The sequence below is a fragment of the Pradoshia sp. D12 genome (assembly GCF_008935075.1).
In the GTDB taxonomy this organism is placed as follows: domain Bacteria; phylum Bacillota; class Bacilli; order Bacillales; family Pradoshiaceae; genus Pradoshia.
In genome coordinates this window covers 1,274,411-1,297,739 of the sequence record NZ_CP044545.1, presented here as the reverse complement: position 1 = coordinate 1,297,739, position 23,329 = coordinate 1,274,411, and the positions used below count along the sequence as shown (strand labels likewise).

19 protein-coding genes are annotated in these 23,329 nt (G+C 37.8%); all 19 read right to left on the bottom strand.

What is annotated here, in order from left to right:
* Nucleotides 1–187: 187 nt before the first annotated feature.
* The 19 genes from sigG to F7984_RS06310 all read right to left on the bottom strand — a co-directional run bounded on the left by sigG (nt 188) and on the right by F7984_RS06310 (nt 23,197).
* Nucleotides 188–964, bottom strand: coding sequence for an RNA polymerase sporulation sigma factor SigG (sigG, locus tag F7984_RS06400; protein ID WP_066100680.1), 777 nt, complete (start codon nt 962–964; stop codon nt 188–190).
* 153 nt (nt 965–1,117) lie between these two features.
* Entirely contained in the window at nt 1,118–1,837 is a 720-nt protein-coding gene (gene sigE, locus F7984_RS06395; protein ID WP_066100683.1) for an RNA polymerase sporulation sigma factor SigE, read from the bottom strand.
* Nucleotides 1,838–1,904: 67 nt separating this feature from the next.
* The gene (spoIIGA, locus tag F7984_RS06390) at nt 1,905–2,834 is read right to left on the bottom strand and encodes a sigma-E processing peptidase SpoIIGA (protein WP_181161983.1); all 930 of its coding nucleotides are present in this window, start codon (nt 2,832–2,834) and stop codon (nt 1,905–1,907) included.
* A 356-nt stretch (nt 2,835–3,190) separates the two neighbouring features.
* Nucleotides 3,191–4,342: a cell division protein FtsZ gene (gene ftsZ / locus F7984_RS06385; protein ID WP_066100689.1), complete on the bottom strand. Its 1,152-nt coding sequence runs from the start codon at nt 4,340–4,342 to the stop codon at nt 3,191–3,193.
* Nucleotides 4,343–4,379: 37 nt separating this feature from the next.
* A complete protein-coding gene (gene ftsA, locus F7984_RS06380) occupies nt 4,380–5,669 on the bottom strand; it encodes a cell division protein FtsA (RefSeq protein ID WP_139891296.1) in 1,290 nt (429 codons plus the stop codon).
* 444 nt (nt 5,670–6,113) lie between these two features.
* Nucleotides 6,114–6,851, bottom strand: a complete 738-nt coding sequence (locus F7984_RS06375) for a cell division protein FtsQ/DivIB (protein WP_139891297.1) — start codon at nt 6,849–6,851, stop codon at nt 6,114–6,116.
* 481 nt (nt 6,852–7,332) lie between these two features.
* Complete coding sequence (gene murG, locus F7984_RS06370; protein ID WP_139891298.1) at nt 7,333–8,421, bottom strand: undecaprenyldiphospho-muramoylpentapeptide beta-N-acetylglucosaminyltransferase; 1,089 nt, start codon at nt 8,419–8,421, stop codon at nt 7,333–7,335.
* A 182-nt stretch (nt 8,422–8,603) separates the two neighbouring features.
* Complete coding sequence (spoVE, locus tag F7984_RS06365) at nt 8,604–9,704, bottom strand: stage V sporulation protein E (protein WP_066102297.1); 1,101 nt, start codon at nt 9,702–9,704, stop codon at nt 8,604–8,606.
* 140 nt (nt 9,705–9,844) lie between these two features.
* Nucleotides 9,845–11,197, bottom strand: a complete 1,353-nt coding sequence (murD, locus tag F7984_RS06360; protein WP_140461237.1) for a UDP-N-acetylmuramoyl-L-alanine--D-glutamate ligase — start codon at nt 11,195–11,197, stop codon at nt 9,845–9,847.
* 1 nt (nt 11,198) lies between these two features.
* Nucleotides 11,199–12,173 carry a phospho-N-acetylmuramoyl-pentapeptide-transferase gene (mraY, locus tag F7984_RS06355; RefSeq protein ID WP_140461236.1) on the bottom strand — a complete coding sequence of 325 codons (975 nt, stop codon included), beginning with the start codon at nt 12,171–12,173 and terminating at the stop codon, nt 11,199–11,201.
* Between the two features lie 4 nt (nt 12,174–12,177).
* Nucleotides 12,178–13,668, bottom strand: a complete 1,491-nt coding sequence (locus F7984_RS06350; protein WP_066100709.1) for a UDP-N-acetylmuramoyl-L-alanyl-D-glutamate--2,6-diaminopimelate ligase — start codon at nt 13,666–13,668, stop codon at nt 12,178–12,180.
* A 216-nt stretch (nt 13,669–13,884) separates the two neighbouring features.
* Nucleotides 13,885–15,813: a stage V sporulation protein D gene (locus F7984_RS06345; RefSeq protein ID WP_066100713.1), complete on the bottom strand. Its 1,929-nt coding sequence runs from the start codon at nt 15,811–15,813 to the stop codon at nt 13,885–13,887.
* 124 nt (nt 15,814–15,937) lie between these two features.
* Nucleotides 15,938–18,142, bottom strand: a complete 2,205-nt coding sequence (locus tag F7984_RS06340) for a penicillin-binding protein (RefSeq protein WP_139891301.1) — start codon at nt 18,140–18,142, stop codon at nt 15,938–15,940.
* Complete coding sequence (ftsL, locus tag F7984_RS06335) at nt 18,142–18,492, bottom strand: cell division protein FtsL (protein WP_066100720.1); 351 nt, start codon at nt 18,490–18,492, stop codon at nt 18,142–18,144. The genes F7984_RS06340 and ftsL overlap by 1 nt, the downstream gene beginning before the upstream one ends.
* A 38-nt stretch (nt 18,493–18,530) precedes the next feature.
* On the bottom strand, nt 18,531–19,463 hold the full coding sequence (gene rsmH / locus F7984_RS06330) for a 16S rRNA (cytosine(1402)-N(4))-methyltransferase RsmH (protein ID WP_066102300.1): 933 nt from the start codon (nt 19,461–19,463) through the stop codon (nt 18,531–18,533).
* A 31-nt stretch (nt 19,464–19,494) separates the two neighbouring features.
* Nucleotides 19,495–19,926 (bottom strand): division/cell wall cluster transcriptional repressor MraZ, encoded by a 432-nt coding sequence (gene mraZ / locus F7984_RS06325; RefSeq protein WP_066102303.1) that lies wholly within the window; start codon nt 19,924–19,926, stop codon nt 19,495–19,497.
* Between the two features lie 275 nt (nt 19,927–20,201).
* Complete coding sequence (gene bshC, locus F7984_RS06320) at nt 20,202–21,827, bottom strand: bacillithiol biosynthesis cysteine-adding enzyme BshC (protein WP_175354214.1); 1,626 nt, start codon at nt 21,825–21,827, stop codon at nt 20,202–20,204.
* Between the two features lie 80 nt (nt 21,828–21,907).
* On the bottom strand, nt 21,908–22,297 hold the full coding sequence (locus F7984_RS06315) for a DUF3397 domain-containing protein (protein ID WP_077247941.1): 390 nt from the start codon (nt 22,295–22,297) through the stop codon (nt 21,908–21,910).
* Nucleotides 22,298–23,197: a 2-dehydropantoate 2-reductase gene (locus F7984_RS06310; RefSeq protein WP_140461235.1), complete on the bottom strand. Its 900-nt coding sequence runs from the start codon at nt 23,195–23,197 to the stop codon at nt 22,298–22,300.
* Nucleotides 23,198–23,329: the final 132 nt, after the last annotated feature.

The window sequence follows — 23,329 nt, the reverse complement described above, 5'->3', positions numbered from 1 at the left end:
CATATCTGGCTATCTACAAAACCATAAAAAACAGATGCTGGTGATGCAAGAATTTTGAGTTCCCCTCTTTTAAATAGGAATGAAGACTCTGCTATAATAAATTGGCCTAATATAAATAAAAACTATCCTGCAAATGAGGATAGCTTAAAGGCAATACATATTTAATTATAAGTTCATTAATCAGCAGCTAGATATTTTTATTCATTTGGCGAATAGCCGCTTTTTCCAAGCGGGATACCTGTGCCTGTGAAATTCCGATTTCCTCAGCAACTTCCATTTGCGTTTTCCCTTGGAAGAAACGTTTCTTAAGGATCATTTTCTCACGCTCATTTAACCTGCGCATGCCATCTTTTAATGCAATCTCATTAATCCATGTGCTATCTTTACTCTTCTCATCACTGAGCTGATCCATTACAAAAATTGGATCGCCTCCATCATTGTAGATAGGTTCAAATAATGACACTGGGTCCTGGATTGCATCTAGTGCGAATACTACCTCTTCATACGTAACATCAAGAGCTTTTGCAATTTCTTCAGATGTCGGTTCTCTCGATGTTTCACTCATCAGTCTCTCTCTGACCTGTAAAGCCTTGTATGCAATATCTCTCAACGATCTGGAAACCCTAATCGGGTTATTATCCCGTAAATAACGGCGAATTTCCCCAATAATCATTGGAACAGCATACGTAGAAAATTTTACATTCTGACTTAAGTCAAAGTTGTCAATCGATTTCATTAAACCAATGCATCCAACCTGGAAGAGGTCATCAACATACTCACCTCTGTTATTAAAGCGCTGAATGACACTTAGGACAAGTCTAAGATTACCGTTAACCAACTTCTCCCGTGCTGATGATGATTCTCCAGATTGCATCTGTTTAAACAACTCTCGCATTTCATCATTTTTTAAAACAGGTAATTTTGATGTATCCACACCACATATTTCTACTTTGTTTCGTGTCAATCCATTCCCTCCTAGCAGGAGCTGCTGTACAAAGTAAAGTATCTCCGCGGGAGGGAATTATATGCATATGAAAATTATTTCCGTATAGTGACTAAATGAAAAATCCCTGATTTCATAAAGCTTTTATACGACTAAATATTTTTTACACCTTCCTTAAACCATTTTATTAAATTCTTTTCTAAGCCTTTTTATAATTCGCTTCTCAAGACGGGAGATATAGGATTGCGATATCCCCAGTAAATCAGCAACATCCTTTTGTGTTTTTTCCTCCCCTCCAACCAAGCCAAATCTTAGTTCCATAATCTGCTTTTCCCGATCATTCAATTGTTCCAGTGCTTTAGCCAAAAGTTTTTTATCAATACTTGTCTCTAAGTTTTTTGTGATGATATCATCATCTGTGCCCAATACATCTGATAAAAGCAATTCATTCCCATCCCAATCAATATTCAGCGGTTCATCGAATGAGACTTCGGAACGTGTTTTACTATTCCGTCGTAAATACATTAAAATTTCGTTTTCTATACATCTTGATGCATATGTTGCCAGCTTTATTTTCTTTTCAGGATTAAAGGTATTTACTGCTTTAATAAGGCCGATTGTGCCAATACTGATTAAATCTTCAATGTTAATACCTGTATTCTCAAATTTACGTGCTATGTATACAACTAAACGAAGATTTCGTTCAATTAGCATAGATCTTGCTGTTTCATCTCCAGCAGGCAGTTTATGAATTAATATTTCTTCCTCTTCCTTACTGAGTGGCGGTGGAAGAGCCTCACTGCCGCCAATATAATACACTTCATCTGACTTAAGCTTTAATTTAACTAAAACTTTTGTCCAATAATAGGATAGTCTAAAGCGGAAATTTCTCAATTGTTTAACCCCTTTCCTAATCCTCAACGTCTATTTTCTTCCTGAAATGAGTATAGTGATTATTACATTAAGAGGCAGATGCTGAATCACCGGCCGGTACCATTTTTGGATGAACAATGGAATCGAAAAGCCCTTCTCCTGATAATTGCTGCATGGTAAAAGAAATTAAACATTTTTGAACCTCACGACATTCATTGGCTACTTTAATGGATAGGACATCTGGTTTAAATGCAATTAACAATTGACTGTCATTCCCAACAACCTTACACGGAATAATTCTCATTTTTTCTTGCCACTCATCAGGGAAATCAGCAAAATCGCCATGCAAATTCTGGATCCCTTTGTCAATTAACTTGGATACAGACGCAGGTATCATTGTTTCCCTTCCATAGAGTGAAATAATTGCTACAGGAGAACCGGATAATGGATCGAGTAATTGATTTCCTGTGTCAACAAGCCCTTCTGATTCAAATGAAACGCCATTAATTTCAACAATCATGGTAACCCTCTGCTCTTTATTCCACTTGGCTAGATCAAGGATGTTAATGTGTTTTTTTGAAAAATGCCATGCCAATGGAAATCCAATCATGACAAAAATCCAACTGACCGGGTCACCGAAGCTGCCTGCTCCACTTGTGAATCCGTTGAAATATTCAGTCACTTCAAAGCTAAAAAAATAGTGACTGCCTAAGAGGATTCCACCAATTGTAAAGGTTACAGCATATAAAGTTACAACTCTTTTAAAAAATGCTCGGATACTTCTAAAACCAAATGCGGTTAAAACCATCAAAATAGAAACCATGCTTTTCAGCCAAATTTGATCAGCTAAATAGGAAAAGGGTGTGATATATAGCCAAACAACCATAGATCCCACTAATCCTCCAGCTAGCATTCTAATCCATTTTATTTGGTTTTTTAGTAAAACCGCAGTCCACACTAATATACTTGTATCAAAGACCCAATTGAGAAACCAAATGGCATCAATATAAATAGTCATATTGTTTCCCCATACTTTTTTTAATAGAACATATGAGAAATTATAACCTGACATAATCCAAAAGGTTGTCACTTCATGTAAAGAGTGCAACCGTTTTTTATTTATATTTTCATCAGTATTTGTCGATGGTTTACTGCAAAATTTCCCCAATCATATTTAATTTGAACTATTAGAACTATCGGGGTGAAAAAAGGAATTGAGATAATCAATCAGATTCTTAATTAAAATGTTTGAAATAGAACTATCGGACTAAATCCATAGAATGAGCTATAAACCCTGCAGCGGGAATCTACAAAAACAAAAAAAGATGATGATGTAATTTACTATTACATCATCATCTTCCTCTATGAAATATATTATCTACGACGATTACGATTTCTTAAGAATGTCGGAATATCAAGTGTATCATCAGTATTGCTGCTCACTTGATTATTTCTGCTAGGTTCTGAAGTATAAGATTCCTCACGCTTAGGTACTTCGCGCTTGATTGGATTCGTTTGAGGAGCAGGGCGTGATTGGCCAAAGTTCGGTCTTGCCGCCGGACGTTGTTGTTCAATTTCATTGAAGCCAGTCGCAATCACAGTTACTACAATTTCATCTTTCAGATTCTCATTAATAACAGAACCAAAAATCATATTTACTTCCTGATCGGAGGCTGATGCTACAATATCGGCAGCTTCCTGAACTTCGAATAAGCTTAAGTTCGTTCCTCCAGTGATGTTCATTAACACACCTTGAGCACCGTCAATGGATGTTTCAAGCAATGGACTGGAGATAGCTTTTTTAGCCGCTTCAGCAGCACGGCTTTCACCTGATGCAACCCCGATTCCCATTAAAGCGGATCCTTTATTGGACATAATTGTTTTCACATCTGCAAAGTCCAGGTTAATTAGTCCTGGCACTGCGATTAAATCAGAAATACCTTGTACACCTTGTCTTAAAACATTATCTGCTTCACGGAAAGCTTCAAGCATTGGTGTACTTTTATCAACGATTTCCAATAATCGATCATTTGGAATAACAATTAATGTATCAACAGATTCTTTCATAGCCGCAATTCCACCCTGAGCCTGCGTGGAACGCTTACGGCCTTCGAATGTAAATGGTCTTGTCACTACACCAACAGTCAGGGCACCCAACTCACGGGCAATCTGAGCTACAACTGGAGCAGCTCCTGTTCCGGTACCACCGCCCATACCAGCTGTAACAAATACCATATCTGCTCCTTGAAGGGCTTGCTCAATTTGTTCTTTACTTTCTTCAGCAGCTTTTTTTCCAACATCCGGATTGGCGCCTGCACCAAGTCCTCGTGTCAATTTACCGCCTATTTGCATTTTTATTTCAGCTTTTGATAGATTCAAAGCTTGGGCATCTGTGTTAACCGCAATAAATTCTACCCCTTGTAAGCCATGTTCAATCATTCGGTTAACGGCGTTATTTCCGCCGCCCCCTACTCCGATTACTTTTATCGTTGCTAACGAATCAATATTTGTATCAAATTCTAGCATGGAAAGTCCTCCTATTATTTTCGGTAAAGTGTTTCCCTTATTCGAAAAATACTCCGAAGAATTTTTTCATTTTTGTACTCACTTTATCTTCTGGATTTTTTGGTGCTTTTTCTTTTGGAGCTGGTTTTTGAGCCGGACGCTTTTCTGTTGTTTCTCTGGTAGCAGCAACAGTATGCGCTCCTAACTTCAAGCCTTGCGATCTGGCTTTGTTACATGCATATGTGATAAGACCAACAGAAGTTGTGTACTGAGGTTCTCTGACACCTATGTAATTTGGTTCCGCTCCACGAACGCGATTTTGCAAGATATTCTGTGCTAAATCCAGTATACCAGGGGTTTTTACTACTCCACCAGTGAGAACATACCCCCCAAGCAAATCAGTTACACCCATATTCACTATAGCATCTTCTACCATTTCAAAGATTTCTGTTAATCTATCTTCCATAATATCAGATACGATAAATTGATTGCAGGTCTGTTGTTTTTCGCTGCCAATCACCGGTACTGTGAATGTTTCTTCTTCCGCATCATCATCAATAAATGCATGACCATGTCTAACTTTAATTTGTTCGGAAACATCAGTTGGTGTTTTTAACACAATGCTGATATCTTTTGTAATATTATTTCCGCCAAGCGGGATAACTGTAGCTCCTTTTAACTCCCCATCTTCAAATACAGCGACTTGTGTAGAACCGCCACCTATATCAACTAGGGCTATTCCAAGATTACGCTCATCCTTGGATAAAACAAGTGAGCCGGCCGCCATAGGCTGCAATGCAATATCAGTTATTTCTAAACCTGCACGTTCTACAGCGCGAAGGGTATTATGTAAAATGGTTCTGAGTCCGGTAATTAATACGCCCCTCATTTCAAGGCGAACTCCAGTCATACCTTTTGGGTCGCTGATTTCATCTATTTCATCCACTTTGTAATGAACAGGAATAACATCAATAATTTCTCGATCAGAAGGAATTGTAACTAATTCCGCCTGTTCTCTAACACGAGTTTTATCCTCTTCTGTAATCTCTCGATTGTCATTGGATACAGCGACTACCCCATGGCATGGCTGAAGCATAATATGATTGGCGCTGATTCCGACAATCACTTTACGAATCTCCATACCTACCATTCTTTCAGCTTGTTCAACTGCTTTTCGAATGGATTTGACAGTTTCATCTATATCAACAATCTGACCTTTTTTCAAGCCTTCAGATGCTGCATTCCCCACACCGATTATGTTCAAGGAGTCATTTTCCATTTCTCCTATTATCACTTTCACAGTGGATGTACCGATGTCAAGGCTAACATAAATTTCATTGTTGTGCACCCTTTGGCACCTCCTTTAATAGCTATCTATATTATGTTTGAGCTTTTTGAAACCCTACAAAACAACTATTCGCCAAAACCCTTTATTATCCTGTTATTTCCTGTAAAATATCAGAATGTATAAAGAATGTCTGTTTTTTAATGATAAGAAATATTTTAGAAAAACAATTTGTTATTTCATATTACCTTATTAACTACAAGTCTACACCAATATGAACGCCTAGAAAAGTCAAATTTGTAGCATATATCATATAAAAAAAGAATTTTCTCACATCTAACCAATTCATTCTGTTTTATTTCAGAAAATTAAGCTACTAAAATAATACGCTATGTCCTAAAAATTCATTTTCTATATCAGTTGACTTAAAATTACGTTCAAAGATTCTTTTTATGTTCCTAAATACAATTTTTGGAATTACCTTCATTTTTCACTCCTTGAATCTGACTAATAAGAATGAAAATATGAACCAACTTCGAGATCGATAACCCCTTTGCTGCCTTCCTCCAATTGACTCACAATTGCAGCATAATGCACCAGCTTCTCAGCAAGAGTTTCTCCACTCGCAGTTACTTCAAAACCGTCATTCATGTAAAGAGTGACTTTCGTTTTATCAGTCTTAGATGGATTGTGGTGAATCTCAGATATTGAGTTCATCACATCCTCGGACATTTCTTCAAGCTGACCAATAACGATTGACAATGGTTTCCCCTCTTTAAATGAAACAAGTAAAGGCCCTGAATCAGGAATATGGCTTAACTTCTTGTCCAATATCTTACCATTCGATAATATTGGATAATATTCCTTTCCCTTTTGTACATAGGCGGTGTATTTATATTCACTGACTTCCAATGTTATATGGTTGGGAAATCCTTTTTTTAATTTAACATCCTCAATCTCGGGATGTTTTTTAATCATCGTTTCAATTTTGTCACCTTTAATCTCCCAAATATTATCCTCTACTTCCAAACCGCTTTGCTCAATGATTTCTTTATCTGTCAAATACGCATTGCCTTCGACCTGTATAGATTGGATTCGACTCAATGGAGATTGCAAATAGATAATACTGAATATAAGTAAAAAGAAAATCGTCAACAGCCCAATTAGGCGCCTATTTGCTTTCTTTTTTCTCATCTGTTTCAATTTAGGAATTCGATCTTCAAGAGATACCAAATTCTTATCCAATACAAACACCTCATTTAACCAACAACTAAGAATCTGCATACCCTCGTCGTTTTACATATACATAATAAAATATTCTCACCATGATATATAGGTATTATTGCAAAATTATATCGATGGGTGAAGATTTTATTTTTAAATTTCAAAGAACTCATTTACCAAAAATTGATAGATAACGCATCAATTATGAGAAAATTATAACATATAATCTCTTATTTTTTTCTGCTTTTTTAAAGGAATGAATCAAGAAATCCACTTCCGATCCCAACGGTTAAAAAACAGGAGGATTGGATTATCATGAATCGGAAGGGACGAGGTATTCATTTTTCATAGCAGGCCATCAGAAGGTAAAACCAACATATCTAATGAGTCCTTTAATCACAATAGAAAAGAACATAAGTATAAGTCATTAACCGTAAGTCCTGCTTGATATCTTTAGAATCAAGATTTTTATTCCTCTTTGATTTCATTTAGTCCTATTTATTTACTGCAGATCCTGCATCATTTTTAATAAACGCTCAGCCGAATCAGGTATACCCATTTGCTTCGCTGACTTCTTCATAGATTCAATCCTGTCTGTATCGAGCATTATTTCATCAATCGCTTTAATTAAGGTGCTACCATTCAATTCACTTTCTTTTATCATGGTTGCTGCCCCTTTTTGTACTAAAGCCTGTGCATTCTTTTCCTGATGATTATTCGTTACATAAGGACTTGGAATCAAGATACTGGCTATTCCCAATGCTGTTAATTCAGCCAAAGTGGTCGCTCCCGCTCGCGATACAACCAAATCAACCGAAGGCAATATTTCCGGCATATTGTGTATAAATGGTTTTACAATGACATTATCTGGAGTTCCAACTAAATCAAGCTCTTCTTTTACAGATTGATAATGAACGTCACCAGTTATATATATCACTTGGTATGGTTTATCCTTTAATACTTCAACATTTTTTAAAACAGCTTCATTAATTGCTTTTGCTCCGCGGCTTCCTCCGAATATGAGCACAGAAGGAATGCCTTTCTTAATGCCCAATTGCTGAATTGCATTTGAGCCAATATGTGATACAACCTCTGAGCCCCTCGGATTTCCAGTAAAGACCACTTTTTCCTTCGGGAAATATTGCCGAGCCTCTTCAAAGCTTATAGCCACTTTATTAACATATCGACTTAAAAATTTATTTGTTAAACCTGGCACACTATTTTGTTCATGTATAATCGTTGGAATCTTCATTTTGGACGCTGCATAAACAACCGGTCCACATACATATCCACCGGTCCCGATGACGACATCCGGCTTAAACTCTTTTAATAGTTTTTTGCTGTTTGAAACACCTTTTAAGAAGCGCCATATTGTTTTAACATTTTCTAAGCTTAAAGATCGTTTAAATCCTGTAATCTCAATAGCTTTAAAATCAAGACCTTCTCGACTAACGAGGTCTTTTTCTAATCCTTTTTCGGTACCTATATATAAAAAAGATGCCTCCGGATTTAACTTCTTAATTTCTCTTGCCATGGCCAGTGCAGGGTATATATGTCCTCCTGTACCTCCACCACTTAATACTATTTTCATGATTGATTCACCTTTCACTTAACATACATGTTACTAACTATATGATTTACCCATATTCTACTACACTCTAAACCAGGTTTACATAGGTTCTTCATTATATATATTACTTAAAAATACCATTATACTTAAATAATGATAATCTGTAAAAAAAAAGAAGCTAAATGGATCAGCTTCATTTCACTCTAATAATTAGAATACCTGCTTATATTGAGCAATACACCAACCGCCATTAACATCAAGGTCAATGAAGAACCTCCATAGCTTAAAAACGGCAATGTAATCCCAGTAACCGGCATAAGTCCTGTCACAACACCAATATTAATCATCACCTGTATGGCAATCATAATGATGATTCCAACTGCTAAAAAGGCTCCAAATAAATCAGGTGCTCCAAGGGCGATTCTGATACCTCTCCATAACAGGAGAGAGAATAAAAGTATTACAAGTGAACCACCTATAAAACCCAGTTCTTCGGAGAGAATCGCAAAGATGAAATCTGTTTGCGGTTCAGGCAAATAGAAGAACTTTTGTCTGCTTTGGCCCAGTCCGAGCCCAAACAACCCGCCAGGTCCAATAGCATAGAGTGACTGAATGATTTGAAATCCGCTCCCGAGAGGGTCCTGCCAAGGGTCAAGAAATGATGTGATTCTCTTCATCCGGTAAGGTGCAGATATAACAAGTGCGACAAAGCCTGCCACCCCAAGCATTCCAAGACCGACGAAGTGACTTATCCTGGCACCTGCAATAAAAATCATCGCTATACATGTTCCTACCATTACCGTTCCTGTTCCAAGATCAGGCTGCATCATAATTAACCCAAATGCTAAAAAGACAAGACCTAACGAGGGTGCTAAACCTTTTTTAAAAGAAGTTATGTACTTTTGTCTTTCAGATAAGAATTTAGCGAGGAAGACGATCATTGCGAGCTTCATAAATTCAGAAGGCTGAATGGAAAAAGCCCCCACTCCAATCCAACTCCTCGAACCATTTCTTAATGTACCTATTCCCGGGATGAGCACTACCAACAATAAAATAAAACAAATGATGATTAAAGGTTTTGCCCATCTTCTCCAATTCCAATAATCAATATTCATAATAACCAGCATAGCTACAATTCCTACACCCGCAAATAATAATTGTCTCTTTGCAAAGAAAAAGGTGTCATCAAATTTATAGGTAGCCCATATTGCACTGGCGCTGTAGACCATGATTAGCCCTATTGAAAGCAAGGAAAACATTGCGATGATTAAAATAAAGTCAGGAGTGGTTTTTTTTGCAGGCACTTCCATGCACCTCTTTGTTTTAAATTAGGGAAGTATTTCTGGGCCTGATAAATGCTAACAAAAAGAGACGACTTCAAAATCGTCTCTATTGCATTTGGCAGCGCCTTTCATGAGAAATACTGACTCTCCGAACAAGCTCCCTATTTTAACTTATGCACGGCATCCATAAACATGTCTCCCCGGGCTTCAAAAGTTTTATATTGATCCCAACTCGCACATGCCGGTGAAAGTAAAATAGTATCGCCACTTTCTGAAAGTTTATATGCTTCATTGGCAGCTATAGCTACATTATCGACATGTTTGATTATAGATATCCCTGCTTTCTGTGCAGTTTTCGTTAATTTTTCAGCTGTTTCTCCAAAAACAATCATTGCCTTAACATGAGTGAGGAGCGGAATTAATTCATCAAATTCATTTCCTCGATCCAAGCCTCCTGCTAACAGGATTAATGGACTTTTAAACGAGGATATAGCGGCTGACGCAGCCAAAATATTTGTTGCTTTGGAATCGTTATAAAATTTTCGTCCATTTATTTCTGCAACAAATTGAGTACGATGCTTAACACCGCTGAATGTTTTTAGTACATCTTGAATCGCTTCATTAGCTACACCATATAATTTAACGGCAGCTACAGCGGATAAAATATTTTCCAGATTATGCTTACCAGGCAATACTACCTCATCTATAGCGATAATCTTTTCATTCTTGAACCAAATAAATCCGTCTTTCGTGTAAGCACCCGTTTCATCCACTGCTTCAGTACTAAACGGAACTGAAATAGCGCCTGAGCCCTCTGCAGCCTTTTTAGTAGGCTCCTGGTTGGCATTATACACGATGAAGTCAGTATCTTTTTGGTTTTTGGTTATTTGCGCTTTAGCGAATGCATATTCTTCTTTCGTCCCATGATAATCCAAATGGGCATCAAATAGATTTAAATAGACTGAAATATAAGGTCTGAACGTTTGAATTCCCATCAACTGAAACGAGGACAATTCAATTACTATAACATTCTCCGCCGTTGCTTCCTGAGCCACGCCGCTTGCTACAGTTCCTATATTCCCAGCAATAAGCGGCTTTTTCCCTCCGCGTTCAAGCATCTCGTAGATTAATGTTGTAGTTGTTGTTTTTCCGTTTGTACCCGTAATTCCAATAAAAGGAGCTTCTGATATTCGATAAGCAAGCTCTACTTCCGTAATTATTTCGAGATTCTTTTTCAGTGCTTCCTGTATCATCGGATTCGTATATGGGATTCCAGGGTTCTTTACGATTAATTCAAATCCTTCATCCAATAATTCAATCGGGTGGCTTCCGCAAACGACCTTAATACCCTCTTCCAGTAAACCTTGGGCTTCTGGGTTTTCATTCAAAGGCTTAAAATCATTCACAGTTACAAAAGCACCAAGTTTATGCAATAGAGAAGCCGCACTTACCCCGCTCTTTGCCAGCCCGAGGACAAGCACTTTTTTTCTTAAATAATCATTTATTTGCTTCATATTATAACCACACCTCTAAGTAGATTCCTAAAATAGCGAAAAGTAAGCCAACCGTCCAAAATGTTACAACTACACGCCACTCTGACCATCCGCTTAATTCATAATGATGGTGCAGCGGACTCATTTTAAATACACGCTTACCTGTCGTTTTAAAAGAAGCTACCTGAATAATAACGGATAAAGTCTCAATAACAAAAACACCGCCAATAATAACAAGAAGTAATTCTAATTTCAGCAAGATCGCCACTGTCGCAATAGCTCCACCTAAGGCAAGTGATCCCGTATCGCCCATAAACACTTTCGCAGGATGAGCATTAAAAACCAGGAATCCTAACACAGCCCCAACAACAGCTACACAGAATAAAGCAATATCATATTCTTTTAAATTCCAGGCTAATACAGCAAATGCTCCAAACGCGATAGCAGAGGCCCCAGATACCAACCCATCAAGACCATCAGTTAAATTGACAGCATTCGAAAAACCGACTAACCAGAATATTATAATAAAGATGTAAAACCATCCAAAATCAATGCTGTAATCAGTCAATGGAATACTAATTTCAGTAGACATATTGCTCTGTCTCATAATGAAATAAAAGATACAAGATATAACTATTTGCCCAAGCAATTTTTGTCTAGATGTTAATCCAAGATTTCTCTTCATGACGATTTTAATAAAATCATCCAGGAAACCAAGTAAACCAAAACCGATGGTTACAAATAGCAGTAAATAGGTTTCAGTACCCGGATCTCTAAATTTACCAGTCATTACAAGGGTTGTAACAAGGATTGACAGTAAGAATACAACCCCTCCCATCGTAGGTGTACCTGTTTTTTTCTGATGGGATTTCGGTCCTTCTTCTCTAATACTCTGACCAAATTTCAAACGTCTTAGGAACGGTATAAAAATAGGGGAGAGAAGAACCGTAATTAAGAATGATACGAGTATAGTAAAAAATAAAACTTGCTCCAGCATGGTTCTACTCCCTTTCGTCTCTTCGGTTCAAATTTAATTTCTGTTCAATTGCTTCTAATGCGACTTCTTTATCGTCAAAATGAAGAACTTCCTTACCAATGATTTGATAATTTTCATGACCTTTTCCGGCAATCAGGACTACATCACCAGGTTCAGCACTGAACACGGCATCATAAATTGCTTCCTTACGATCAGCAATAACTTTGTAATCATAGCCGGCGACACCATTTTCCATATCAGAAAGAATGGATAAAGCATCTTCACTCCTCGGATTATCAGATGTGAATATGGCATTTGAACTATATTCACATGCTACCCGAGCCATAATTGGACGTTTTGTACGATCACGATCACCACCGCAGCCAACGATCGTATATACTTTTTTAGAAGCAAACTCATTGATTGTCTTCAGAACATTTTCCAAGCTATCAGGTGTATGTGCATAATCTACTATAACTGTAAATTCCTGTCCTCCGAAGACCGGCTCAAAACGCCCCGTCACTCCTTTAATATTCTGTAAAGACGATAAGATCTGATTGATATGAAGACCTGAAACAAGTCCAACAGCAATGGCAGCCAGACAATTGTATACGTTGAATTTTCCAATCATCGGGATTGTTATTGGACAGCTATGGTCTGGCGTTGTCAAAGTAAATTTTGTTCCTTCTGAAGTAATAATAATATCAGTTGCCCTAACATCTGCTTTTTGAATAATTCCATATGTTACCACACTAGCAGAAGTTGATTTTTCAAACATGATGGATGCTGAATCATCAGCGTTTAAAATGGCATACTTCGGCTTATTATCCTGATAAGTATTTCCTAAACGTGAGAATAATAAGCTTTTTGCATAACGGTAATTATCCATTGTTCCATGATAATCAAGATGGTCCTGTGTTAAGTTTGAAAAAACAGCAATATCGTAATCACAGCCAAATACACGCCCCATATCGAGTGCATGCGAAGATACTTCCATAACTGCAGTATGTACACGATTGTTCACCATATCTGCAAATGTTTTTTGTAAGGTTAGGCTATCAGGTGTTGTATTTTTTGTTTCGAACTTTTCAGATCCAATCTTCGTATACATGGTTCCGATTAAACCTGTTGTATAGTTTGCATCCTGAAATATTCTTTCTACCAGATGACTAATTGTTGTTTTTCCATTTGTTCCGGTAATTCCGATTAGATTAAGCTTTTGTGTAGGGTGGCCATAAAAGAAATCAGCCAGTAAAGCCATTAACTTTTGTGTGCTTTTAACAATTACGACAGGTACAGAGAGTGATAGAGGCTTCTCTGCAACAATAGCGACTGCTCCATTTCTAACCGCCTCTTCTGCAAGATCATGGCCGTCGACAGTATATCCCTTAATACAGATAAACAAGCTGCCTTCCTTTACCTTGCGGTGGTCATTCTCAATGGATGAAATAAGAGGGTTGCCATCTCCCTGTTTCTGTTTAAACGGTATTCTAGAGATTAATTCATCGAGTTTCATAAAACTGTTCCTTTCTTTTTAAAGCAATCTTCACTATTGTATCGTAATTTAAGCCGTTTAGAAATAATAAAGTATATAATCTTCTAGTCAGGTAAAAGAATAACCGCTTACACTTTTTTCAGATTACGAAGAGGCAGCTGAAAAGAACTTTTATCAGCTGCCAATTTGTTATTCTATGCAGAAATATCCTGAAAGCAGCACCACTTTTATAACCTATTATTCCTCTGTATCATCCTCTTCCAGATATATTCGGATGGAAGAACCCTCTTTCAATTTGACACCTGCTTGCGGTGATTGCTGCACAATCCGATTTCCGCTCCCAGACTTTTCTACTTTGAAGGTAGAATATTGCTCACCCAAATCCTTTAGTGTCATTCCAATCAAATCAGGAACTTCTTCCATTCTCGGATCTAAATAGTTTTTTTCTTTCTCTACTTGATTTTTACGCTGCTCAATACCAAGTGCTGGCAAACTATCCTTCATGATCCTTCCAACAATAGGAGCTGCTACGACCCCTCCAAATTGAACCGTTCCTTTTGGATTATCAATCGCTAAATAGACAACCAATTGCGGATCATCAGCTGGTGCAAACCCGATAAATGAGACAATGAAATTATTTTCTAGGTATCTGCCGTTTTGAGCCTTCTGAGCTGTACCGGTTTTCCCGCCAACTCGATAACCATCAACAAATGCACCTTTCCCTGAACCTTGTGCCACTACTGTTTCAAGAGCTTCACGAATTTCCTTTGAAGTTTCCTTTGAGATAACATTCCTTTTCGCCTTTGGAGTTTTCTTAATGATGGTATCACCTGTGACAGGATTTACAATTTCTTTTGCGATATAGGGGGTATAAAGTGTTCCGCCGTTAATCGCCGCCGACACAGCCATCACCTGTTGGATTGGTGTAACTGAGACTCCTTGGCCAAAAGCAGTTGTTGCCTGTTCAACCGGGCCAACTCGATTTATATTAAATAAAATCCCTTTCCCCTCTCCCTGTAAATCAATACCCGTTTTTTCTCCAAATCCAAAGTCATGAATATAATTAAATAATTTTTCTTTTCCGAGTCTTTGACCAAGCTCAACGAACCCAGGGTTACAGGAGTTCTGTACTACCTCAAGGAATGTTTCAGATCCATGCCCCCCCCGTTTCCAGCATCTTAAACTAGCTCCGCCTACCTTTGTATAGCCTGGATCATAAAAATGATCATTTTTCAAATCCACTTTTCCTTCTTCAAGCGCTGCGGCCAACGTAATAATCTTAAATGTAGAACCTGGCTCATAGGTACTCCATACAGGTAAGTTCCGATTATAAACCTCAGGTGCCACATTTCTAAAATTCGACGGATCAAATGTAGGCCTGCTCGACATTGCCAGTATTTCTCCTGTATTAGGATTAACGGCAATAGCAACAATACCATCGGGGTTATATGTTTCTTCGGCAATTTCCAGTTCTCTATCAATAATCGTTTGAATTCTGCTGTCAACTGTTAGCTTTAAATCATACCCATTTGCTGGAGCTTTATAGTCATCAGCCATATTCTCCATCCGTTTTCCTTTTGCATCAGCATAAAACTTAACATACCCTTTTTGTCCCTTCAGCTCATCATCATAGGCCAATTCAAGGCCCATCAATCCTTGATTATCGATACCCGCAAATCCAAGAACATGTGCCAGTGTAGATCCTTTAGGATAATAACGAATTGAGTCCTCAGCAATATAGACTCCTTTTAAATCTAAGTTTCTAATTTCTTTTGCTTTATTGTGGCTGATTTTTCGGCCTTCAGGTATCTTTACGATAGACGTATTTGAGGTTATGAGTTTAAAAGCTTTATCCGTCCTCATATTCAGTACTGAGGCTATTTGTTTAGCTGTATCCGCTGGATTCACCACCTGGCGAGGGACAATATAAACAGTAGGGGCGGATTTATTGGTAGCATAAACCACTCCATTACGGTCCTTGATCTCTCCCCGTTTTGGCTCAAATGGAACATTTCTGCTCCACGAATCTTTAGCTAAGCCCGTCAAAAAATCTCCTAAATAAAACTGAACATATCCTAGTCTGATGATGATTACCAGAAATACGAACAATCCGATCAACAATGCTGCGATTAATCGTTTTCTGACAGTAATATTTGATGCTCTCATGCCCATCCCTCCAATGCACGACTCTTTTTCACTGTATGCTTGTACCCTTTGGTTTATGTATGCACATTATGAAAAGAAAAAAAGAGCCTGATAGCTTTAAAAGCTATCAGGCTCTGAAATAAATCTAATCGGATTCTACATCCTCTTCCTTGGTTTTTGAACTATTCTCTTTTGATTTTTCATATATGGTTTTAGGATTCTCAAATTGAACAACTAGGAAAGTATCATCCTTCAATTTTGTTCCTGCTTTTGGTTTTTGAGTAACAGCATACCCGGAGCCTGAAGTATTTAACTCCACCTCCATTAAGGAAGCCGCCTTCATAACATCCCTAATTGACCATCCTGAAAAATTAGGTACTGTTAAGTCGCCATCGGTCAGAAGAAGAACCTTCTCTCCTTGAATAATCTGAGATCCTGCACTCGGCGATTGTTTAGAAACACTCATCCCTTTCCCTATAACAATAGGTGTCAGGCCAAGCTCTTCAACCTTCGCCTTAGCAGTCTCAACATTCGTTTCTTTTAATTCAGGAACTTCACTAGTGGATTTTTTCTTTGTATTATCTGATTTAATATTTAGGTACTTTAATGTATTTTCCATTACTGAGTTAAATACTTGGGAAACTGGGGCTGAACCAGACTCACTAGCGCTGATTTTCGGCTGTTGAATAGCCACATATACTACAACCTCAGGATTATCCTTCGGTGCCATTCCTAAGAAAGAAAATAAATAATTTTCATGACCAGTAGCGTAACCCGCGCCAGTTTGACTGCGAATCTGAGCCGTTCCCGTTTTACCTATAACATCATAGCCATCCAATTTATATGGCTTACCGGTTCCATGTTTAGAGGTTACGACCGTTTCCAATATATCACGCACCTCAGCTGCCGTTTCCTTGGAAATCGGTTTGCCTGCTACAGTAGGTTTCGTTTCCTTCAATACTTTTTTCGTGTTGGAGTCCACAATTTTTTCAACTACATAGGGCTTCATCATTTTTCCGTCATTTGCGACGGCAGTTGCTGCCTGAATCATTTGGATCGGTGTAACAGTTGAACCCTGCCCAAAGGCAGTCGTGATTTGTTCAGATTTATATTTATAAACAAATTTACCGGTCGTTTCACTCGGGAGATCAATACCTGTTTTTTTACCAAAACCAAAGCTTTCAAAGTATGTTAAAAGTTTTTCAGTTCCGATTTTTTCATCAGCCAATTTAGCAAAAGCAACATTTGAAGAACGTTGAACCCCTTCTAGATAGCTAATCGTCCCCCACCCTGCTCCACCATTATGGTCTCTTATCGGTCTAGAACCTTTAATCTTAAACATGCCTGATTTATATTTTTCATTAGGATTAAATACTCCTTCTTCAACAGCAGCAGCCAACGTAAAAATCTTCATGGTAGAACCTGGCTCAAAAGATTCTTCAACCGCTAGATTCTGCCAGGTATCTGCAAGTCCATCCCTTGTGTTTAAATCAAAAGTAGGGCGCTGTGACATAGCCAATATTTTCCCTGTCTTTGGATCTGCTACGACACCAATCATTTTAGTTGGGTTATATTTCTTATTGACTTCCGACATTGCGTCTTCTAAAAAGATTTGAATTTTTTTATCGAGCGTCAGCTGAACAGAAGCTCCATTCGAAGGTTCGTTCACTACCGTCTCTTTATTAGGAAGAATATTTCGCCATAGGTCACCCTCAAACTTGATAGATCCATCCTCTTCCTGTAAATACTTATCCAATTCTTTTTCTAGCCCTAACGCTCCAGTTGTTTTCCCTGTTTCTTCATTATTCTCAACAAACCCTATTACATGTGAGGAGAAGATTCCATTCGGATAAAATCTCTTCGTATCCTTTACAAACGTAATACCTGGTAAATTTAATCCTTCGATATCATTTTTTTGTTGATGGGTTAAATCACGTCCAGCAGCACCAAATTCAGTTTGATAAAGTCCCTTTTTGTTCAAACGACTTAATATTTCGCTTTCATCCATATCAATGTGCTCAGCCAATACTCTTGCTGTTTCTTCCTTATCTACAACATGTTTTGGCTTTTTCGGATTTTCAGTTACAGATGAATTAAGGAGGGCAATTAGCTTATAGGTTGACGTATCCCTTGCCAGCACCTCACCATTTTTGTCAACAATCGTTCCTCTTTGTGCCGACAAGGTACGGGTGACTTCATACTTATCCTGCGCTTTAGCAGCAAGCTCCTGTCCACCGGCAACACCAGTATACTGAATATACAAAAAGCGAAAAAATACTACACAAAAAAGCAGCCCAAATATTACAAATAAGAGTGCTGCTCCCCTATTGCGGCTTTTTCGATTACTCATTAATCTTGCACTACCTTAACATTTTTATCTTTTAGTGTTAATCCCAATTCTTTTGCTTTTTGCCAGATTCGGTCATATGTACTTAACTCCGCCACTTGATCTGCATAATCTTTATTAAGCTTTTCCTGATTCTCTATCTTGCTTTCAAGAGCAATAATTTCATTATTCGTTGAGTATATATTCGCTTGTGCGGAAATGATTTTTACAGCAAAGAAAGCGATAAACAATGAGAACGTTAAATATAGAATCTTCTCACCAATCGTAATGCCGCCTTTTACTTTAACCTTCTTTGTTGTTGTTCCTACATGACGTTGCTGTTCTTGCTGAAGTTTTCTTGCTAAACTACTCAAGTTTATCCCCTCCCATTAAATAATTTTTCATAATCTATTCATTTCTTTTCTGCTATTCTTAATTTAGCTGAACGCGCTCTTTTATTCGCTTCCACTTCTTCTTCACTCGGTAAAATCGGTTTTCTGGTTATCAACTTTAAATCCGGCTCGAATTCTTTTGGAATAATCGGCAATCCATGTGGCATTGGCGGTAATTCCGAATGTTCTTTAAAGAAGCTTTTGCAAATCCGATCTTCCAACGAATGGAACGTAATCACTGAAATTCTGCCGCCTTTATTGAGCATAGGAAGCACTTTTTCTAAAGATACTTCAAAAACTCTCAGTTCATCATTCACGGCTATTCGTATGGCTTGAAAGATTCGCTTAGCGGGATGTCCGCCTTTTCGCCTTGCTGGAGCAGGGATAGCTTCCTTAATAATATCTACCAAATCAAAGGTTGTACGAATTGGCCCAATCTCTCTGGCTTGTTCGATTTTGCGGGCAATTTGTTTCGAAAACTTTTCCTCACCGTACCTAAAGAAAATCCGGACCAACTCTTCGTATGTCCAGCTATTCACTACATCATAAGCTGTTAAAGGAGATGATAGATCCATTCGCATATCAAGTAATGCGTCATGGTTATAGCTGAATCCTCTTTCCGGGGTATCAAATTGAGGAGATGAAACACCCAGATCGTATAGAATACCGTCTATCTTTGTAATACCTAATTCAGTGAGTTTTTCATCAAAATAAACAAAATTACTATTAATTAATGTTACCTTGTCCATATAAGGCTCTAGCTTCTTCTCTGCATGCTTTAATGCAGTCTCATCCTGGTCAAACGATATTAATCTTCCTTGTCCGGATAAAGACTTCGCAATTAATTCACTGTGTCCTGCGCCCCCAAGGGTACAATCAACATAGATACCGTCAGGTTTTATATTCAGTCCATCCACAGCTTCTTTTAATAGTACAGTCGTATGATTAAACATTTCTTCACCTTCCTGAAAGGAAGTATGCGCATTAAATATCAAAACCAATCATATTTTCAGCAATCTCTGAGAAAGATTCTTCTGATTCCGAGAAATATTCTTCCCATATTGATTTACTCCATATTTCTATCCGGTTAGATACTCCTAAAACTACGCATTCTTTTTCCAATTTTCCATAGTTTAAAAGTGGTCCCGGGATGTTCACACGTCCCTGTTTATCCAGTTCACATTCAGTCGCACCTGAAAAAAAGAAACGGGTAAATGCTCTTGCATCCTTCTTCGTAAGTGGAAGGCCTTTTAGTTTTTCTTCAAGTTGAGACCATTCATCCAGTGGATATCCAAACAGGCATTGATCAAGGCCGCGTGTAATTACAAACATATCGCCTAAACTTTCCCGAAATTTAGAAGGTATGATTATGCGTCCTTTTGAATCAATTGAATGATGGTATTCACCCATGAACATGTCCTTCACCCCACTTCTCCACCTTAGAGTACCACATCGCCCCACTTTTCTCCACAATTTATATAAAAAAACTTTAATATTTGAATAAAATTTCAGACTATGATTCATTGATTTCAGCCAAGCCTAGAAAAACAAAAAAAACTGCCTTTCTAAGACAGTTTTTTCTAGATATTATTATCTGTTTTTTTATGTTCTATTTGGACAAAAGCTTCCATAATTCACTCTTTATTTATTGTCAAACGAAGCAAATTTCCACTTAAGTTCTTACAGCATCTTTATATGGTTACGACATAATGCGACCCATCAAATTCGAGCGATTCCGCCAAGAGGCAATCGACCCATAATGTCCCATATTGATTGAAAAAGTAAAACGGATTGAGAATTCTTTCCTGCAGGCCGCCTGCCGGATGGAGACTATTTTCGACACGATTGTATTTTGCAATCGTTTCTTCATTTTTTCTCTCTAAATGGCTCTCCACCTTTTTCTGCATAAAAAGGAGCTGTTCTTTAATCAAGTGGCGATTTTTTTCGAAAAGAGGTTCCAATCCTTTATCGAATTCAACCGCTTTTTGTTGCCACGTAAGATGAGCAGATTCCAGATTTTTAATTATACTGCTATATGTATCCGGAGCCTGTTTACGCAATTCTTCCAGATAGAACTCCCTATCCTCTGAACAACCTTTTCTCAAAACTTTTTCCAAGGGAAGATTAAGTTCCTCTAATAATCTTTCAATATTTCCTTCCAATAACGTAAAGGAAAGTCGAGGCCATATCGGTGGCATCTTTTCTCCAGTCATGGCAAACGCAGGTTTAATTTCACTCCAATAGGCAATCTCGCCGGGTCCAGCTATAAATCCTAAGACAGGAAACAGTTTTTCCTGTAAAAGTGGACGAGATACAACATTTGTACTGAAATACTCTGGATGTTTAGATAGTAAACGATCCAGCTCTATTTGTGATAATTTAATTCCGCTTCCCTTCCCAATTAAGTCACTTGAACCTTCTTCACGTTCCAACAGCAGCCGGTTAAGAGTTGAAGGCTCGTAGTAAAATAAGTTCGTACATTGTTCATCAAGATCAATAATCGGATTATATCCGTTTTTTTTCAAAAGATTTTGCTGTTCAATTACGGCTTTGCTAATTCCTGCTTCATAAGCAATTTGCTGATAGACAGGCCCAGCCAGCTTCCTAAAGCCTGGGTCACCTGAATCCACCATTAAGAGACCATGCATTTTAAAGAGATCATTTATAAGAATAGCGAAAAAATCGGTGATGGTTTCGGATTGATCAATTGCTTTTTCCGCCCAATCCAGCAATTCGTTCGTACGCTCTGTCTCACCCCATAAGGAAAATACATCCTGCAGCCAATCTTTCGCTATATCCGGATTCATATTAATATCAGATATCATTTTTTTCGATAAAGGTTTTTCCGGGTACACGATTTTTTTAGTTTCATGCCCCTCTTCAGCGTAAACATGATTAATCTCTTGGTAATCATGATCCTCACCAGCAATCCAGAAGATTGGGACTACCCTTTTATTTAATCTTTCACTTTGTTCCTTTGCCAATTTTATAATCGAGATAACTTTATGAATAGAATACAGCGGTCCAGTCAATAATCCTGCTTGCTGGCCTCCAACGATTACTAAAGCATCCTCACGCAAGGCATCGATATTTTCCTTTACTTGCTCTGATATTCCATATTTACTCATGAAGGATTCAATATAGGTTGCCATTTCATCTCGTGGATAAGTTCGACCATCAAGCCAATCCGCCCGATCTTGAATATGCTTCTCATTCTTCCAATCATACTCTGCAAAAGATTTATTTATACTTCCCTTGATATAGTCAGATGCAAAACTATTCATAGCTGGAAGATTCATTTTTATGTATTCCATCATCAATGGTTGTCTCCTTTTGAACAAATTCATATAACAGTATATCATTCCCTTTGAAAGCTTTAAAAGGTATTGCTACTCGCCTATGTAAATACTTTTACTATTCTCTCAAGAATCCCAATTGCGGCCAATAAAAAATAGGCGGCAGAGAATAACAGGAATGAAGCTCTCCAAAAACCAGTGAAAACTCTTTTCAAGTCAACCTCTTCCCTTACTTTGTAATGCATAAACAACACAGCGGAAGCGATTATAATCAAGACAATTAAAATAATCCATAAGTATGAATGTTCAAAAAGAGCGATGATTGCATAATGAACTGCCATAATCAAAAAAACCGTCGTAGCGTCGGCAGAAAGCCTGACTGCCTTTTTGTTATTTTTAAGCATCTGTCGGGAAATTGTATATACGGTCAAATAAACAATAATTGGCATGATTACGCAAATAGCGATAAGGCCTGCTAATAAGCTGTCCACTCACATCTCCTCACTTTCTTCCATACCACGCACCATATTAAACAGCATTTTACATTGAGGTGCTGGGATATCATTCTTATCTGCTTCGCGAATACAATATCCAAGGATTGCCTCTATTTCAGTTTTTTTACCCAACTGAAGATCCCTTAACATAGAAGAGGTATTCTTAGCTGTTCGACCACATATTGTAATAACTCTCTCTAAATAAATCTGATGCTCAGTTTCCGGAATTAATAACGAATGACAAACCTCCTGACAGATGGATTTCAACAGCTTAATGTAATATGTATTTTTTATTAATTCACCGTTGCGAACCCCTAATATACTGGTCAACGGGTTTATAACAGAATTAATAATCAATTTTTCAGTATGAATTGATTTGATATCAGGGAGCAATTGCACCGGAAAACCATCCGTATCCAAATATTCCATACCCGGCAGCTTCCTTCCTCTATATAAGCCCATTTTTATCATTCCAATTCCTGTATGGTGAACCGTATGATTATTTTCCCGAATGGCACCATGCTCAACAATCCCAGTATAGATTGTGGAAACCAACAATTCAGGTAAATGAGCGAAATGGCTCATACCGTTTTGTAAAAAGACAACTGCAGATGCATTCTCTTCTAGTAGAGACCATAGTTCTATGAGAGCGGTCTGCTTTACGCTTAGAATGATGATTTCTTGTCTTTGAATTAAATGTTCCGAATCATCAATACATAACGCATTAATATTTTTATAATTAACCTCACCCTGCATGTCAATTAGGGTAATTCCTTTTTCATTAATTTCGTCCGCTTGTAATGATGTGTGCGTGAATAGCGTAATTTGATGGTTATCACTCAGCTTGGAGGCTGCCAATAATCCAATTGCCCCTCCTCCTATTATCCCAATCCTCATGTTTTCCTCCAAGTGATCTTTTGCAATAATTGTAACATTTGCTATGTATGATGAAAAGAAACTCCATCCTGTTTTAGTCAATCGTCATTTAGCTGAATTATCGATGGCTTCCTCTCTATTTCCTTGTAGTTT

What these genes read in the sequence shown, in the direction of transcription:
- spoIIGA (WP_181161983.1), bottom strand. Translation starts at nt 2,834, where the DNA reads ATGACTATTTATATTGATGCCATTTGGTTTCTCAATTGGGTCTTTGAT.
- ftsZ (WP_066100689.1), bottom strand. Translation starts at nt 4,342, where the DNA reads ATGCTAGAATTTGATACAAATATTGATTCGTTAGCAACGATAAAAGTA.
- murG (WP_139891298.1), bottom strand. Translation starts at nt 8,421, where the DNA reads ATGAAAATAGTATTAAGTGGTGGAGGTACAGGAGGACATATATACCCT.
- murD (WP_140461237.1), bottom strand. Translation starts at nt 11,197, where the DNA reads ATGAAGCAAATAAATGATTATTTAAGAAAAAAAGTGCTTGTCCTCGGG.
- mraY (WP_140461236.1), bottom strand. Translation starts at nt 12,173, where the DNA reads ATGCTGGAGCAAGTTTTATTTTTTACTATACTCGTATCATTCTTAATT.
- F7984_RS06350 (WP_066100709.1), bottom strand. Translation starts at nt 13,668, where the DNA reads ATGAAACTCGATGAATTAATCTCTAGAATACCGTTTAAACAGAAACAG.
- F7984_RS06345 (WP_066100713.1), bottom strand. Translation starts at nt 15,813, where the DNA reads ATGAGAGCATCAAATATTACTGTCAGAAAACGATTAATCGCAGCATTG.
- F7984_RS06340 (WP_139891301.1), bottom strand. Translation starts at nt 18,142, where the DNA reads ATGAGTAATCGAAAAAGCCGCAATAGGGGAGCAGCACTCTTATTTGTA.
- rsmH (WP_066102300.1), bottom strand. Translation starts at nt 19,463, where the DNA reads ATGTTTAATCATACGACTGTACTATTAAAAGAAGCTGTGGATGGACTG.
- mraZ (WP_066102303.1), bottom strand. Translation starts at nt 19,926, where the DNA reads ATGTTCATGGGTGAATACCATCATTCAATTGATTCAAAAGGACGCATA.
- bshC (WP_175354214.1), bottom strand. Translation starts at nt 21,827, where the DNA reads ATGATGGAATACATAAAAATGAATCTTCCAGCTATGAATAGTTTTGCA.
- F7984_RS06310 (WP_140461235.1), bottom strand. Translation starts at nt 23,197, where the DNA reads ATGAGGATTGGGATAATAGGAGGAGGGGCAATTGGATTATTGGCAGCC.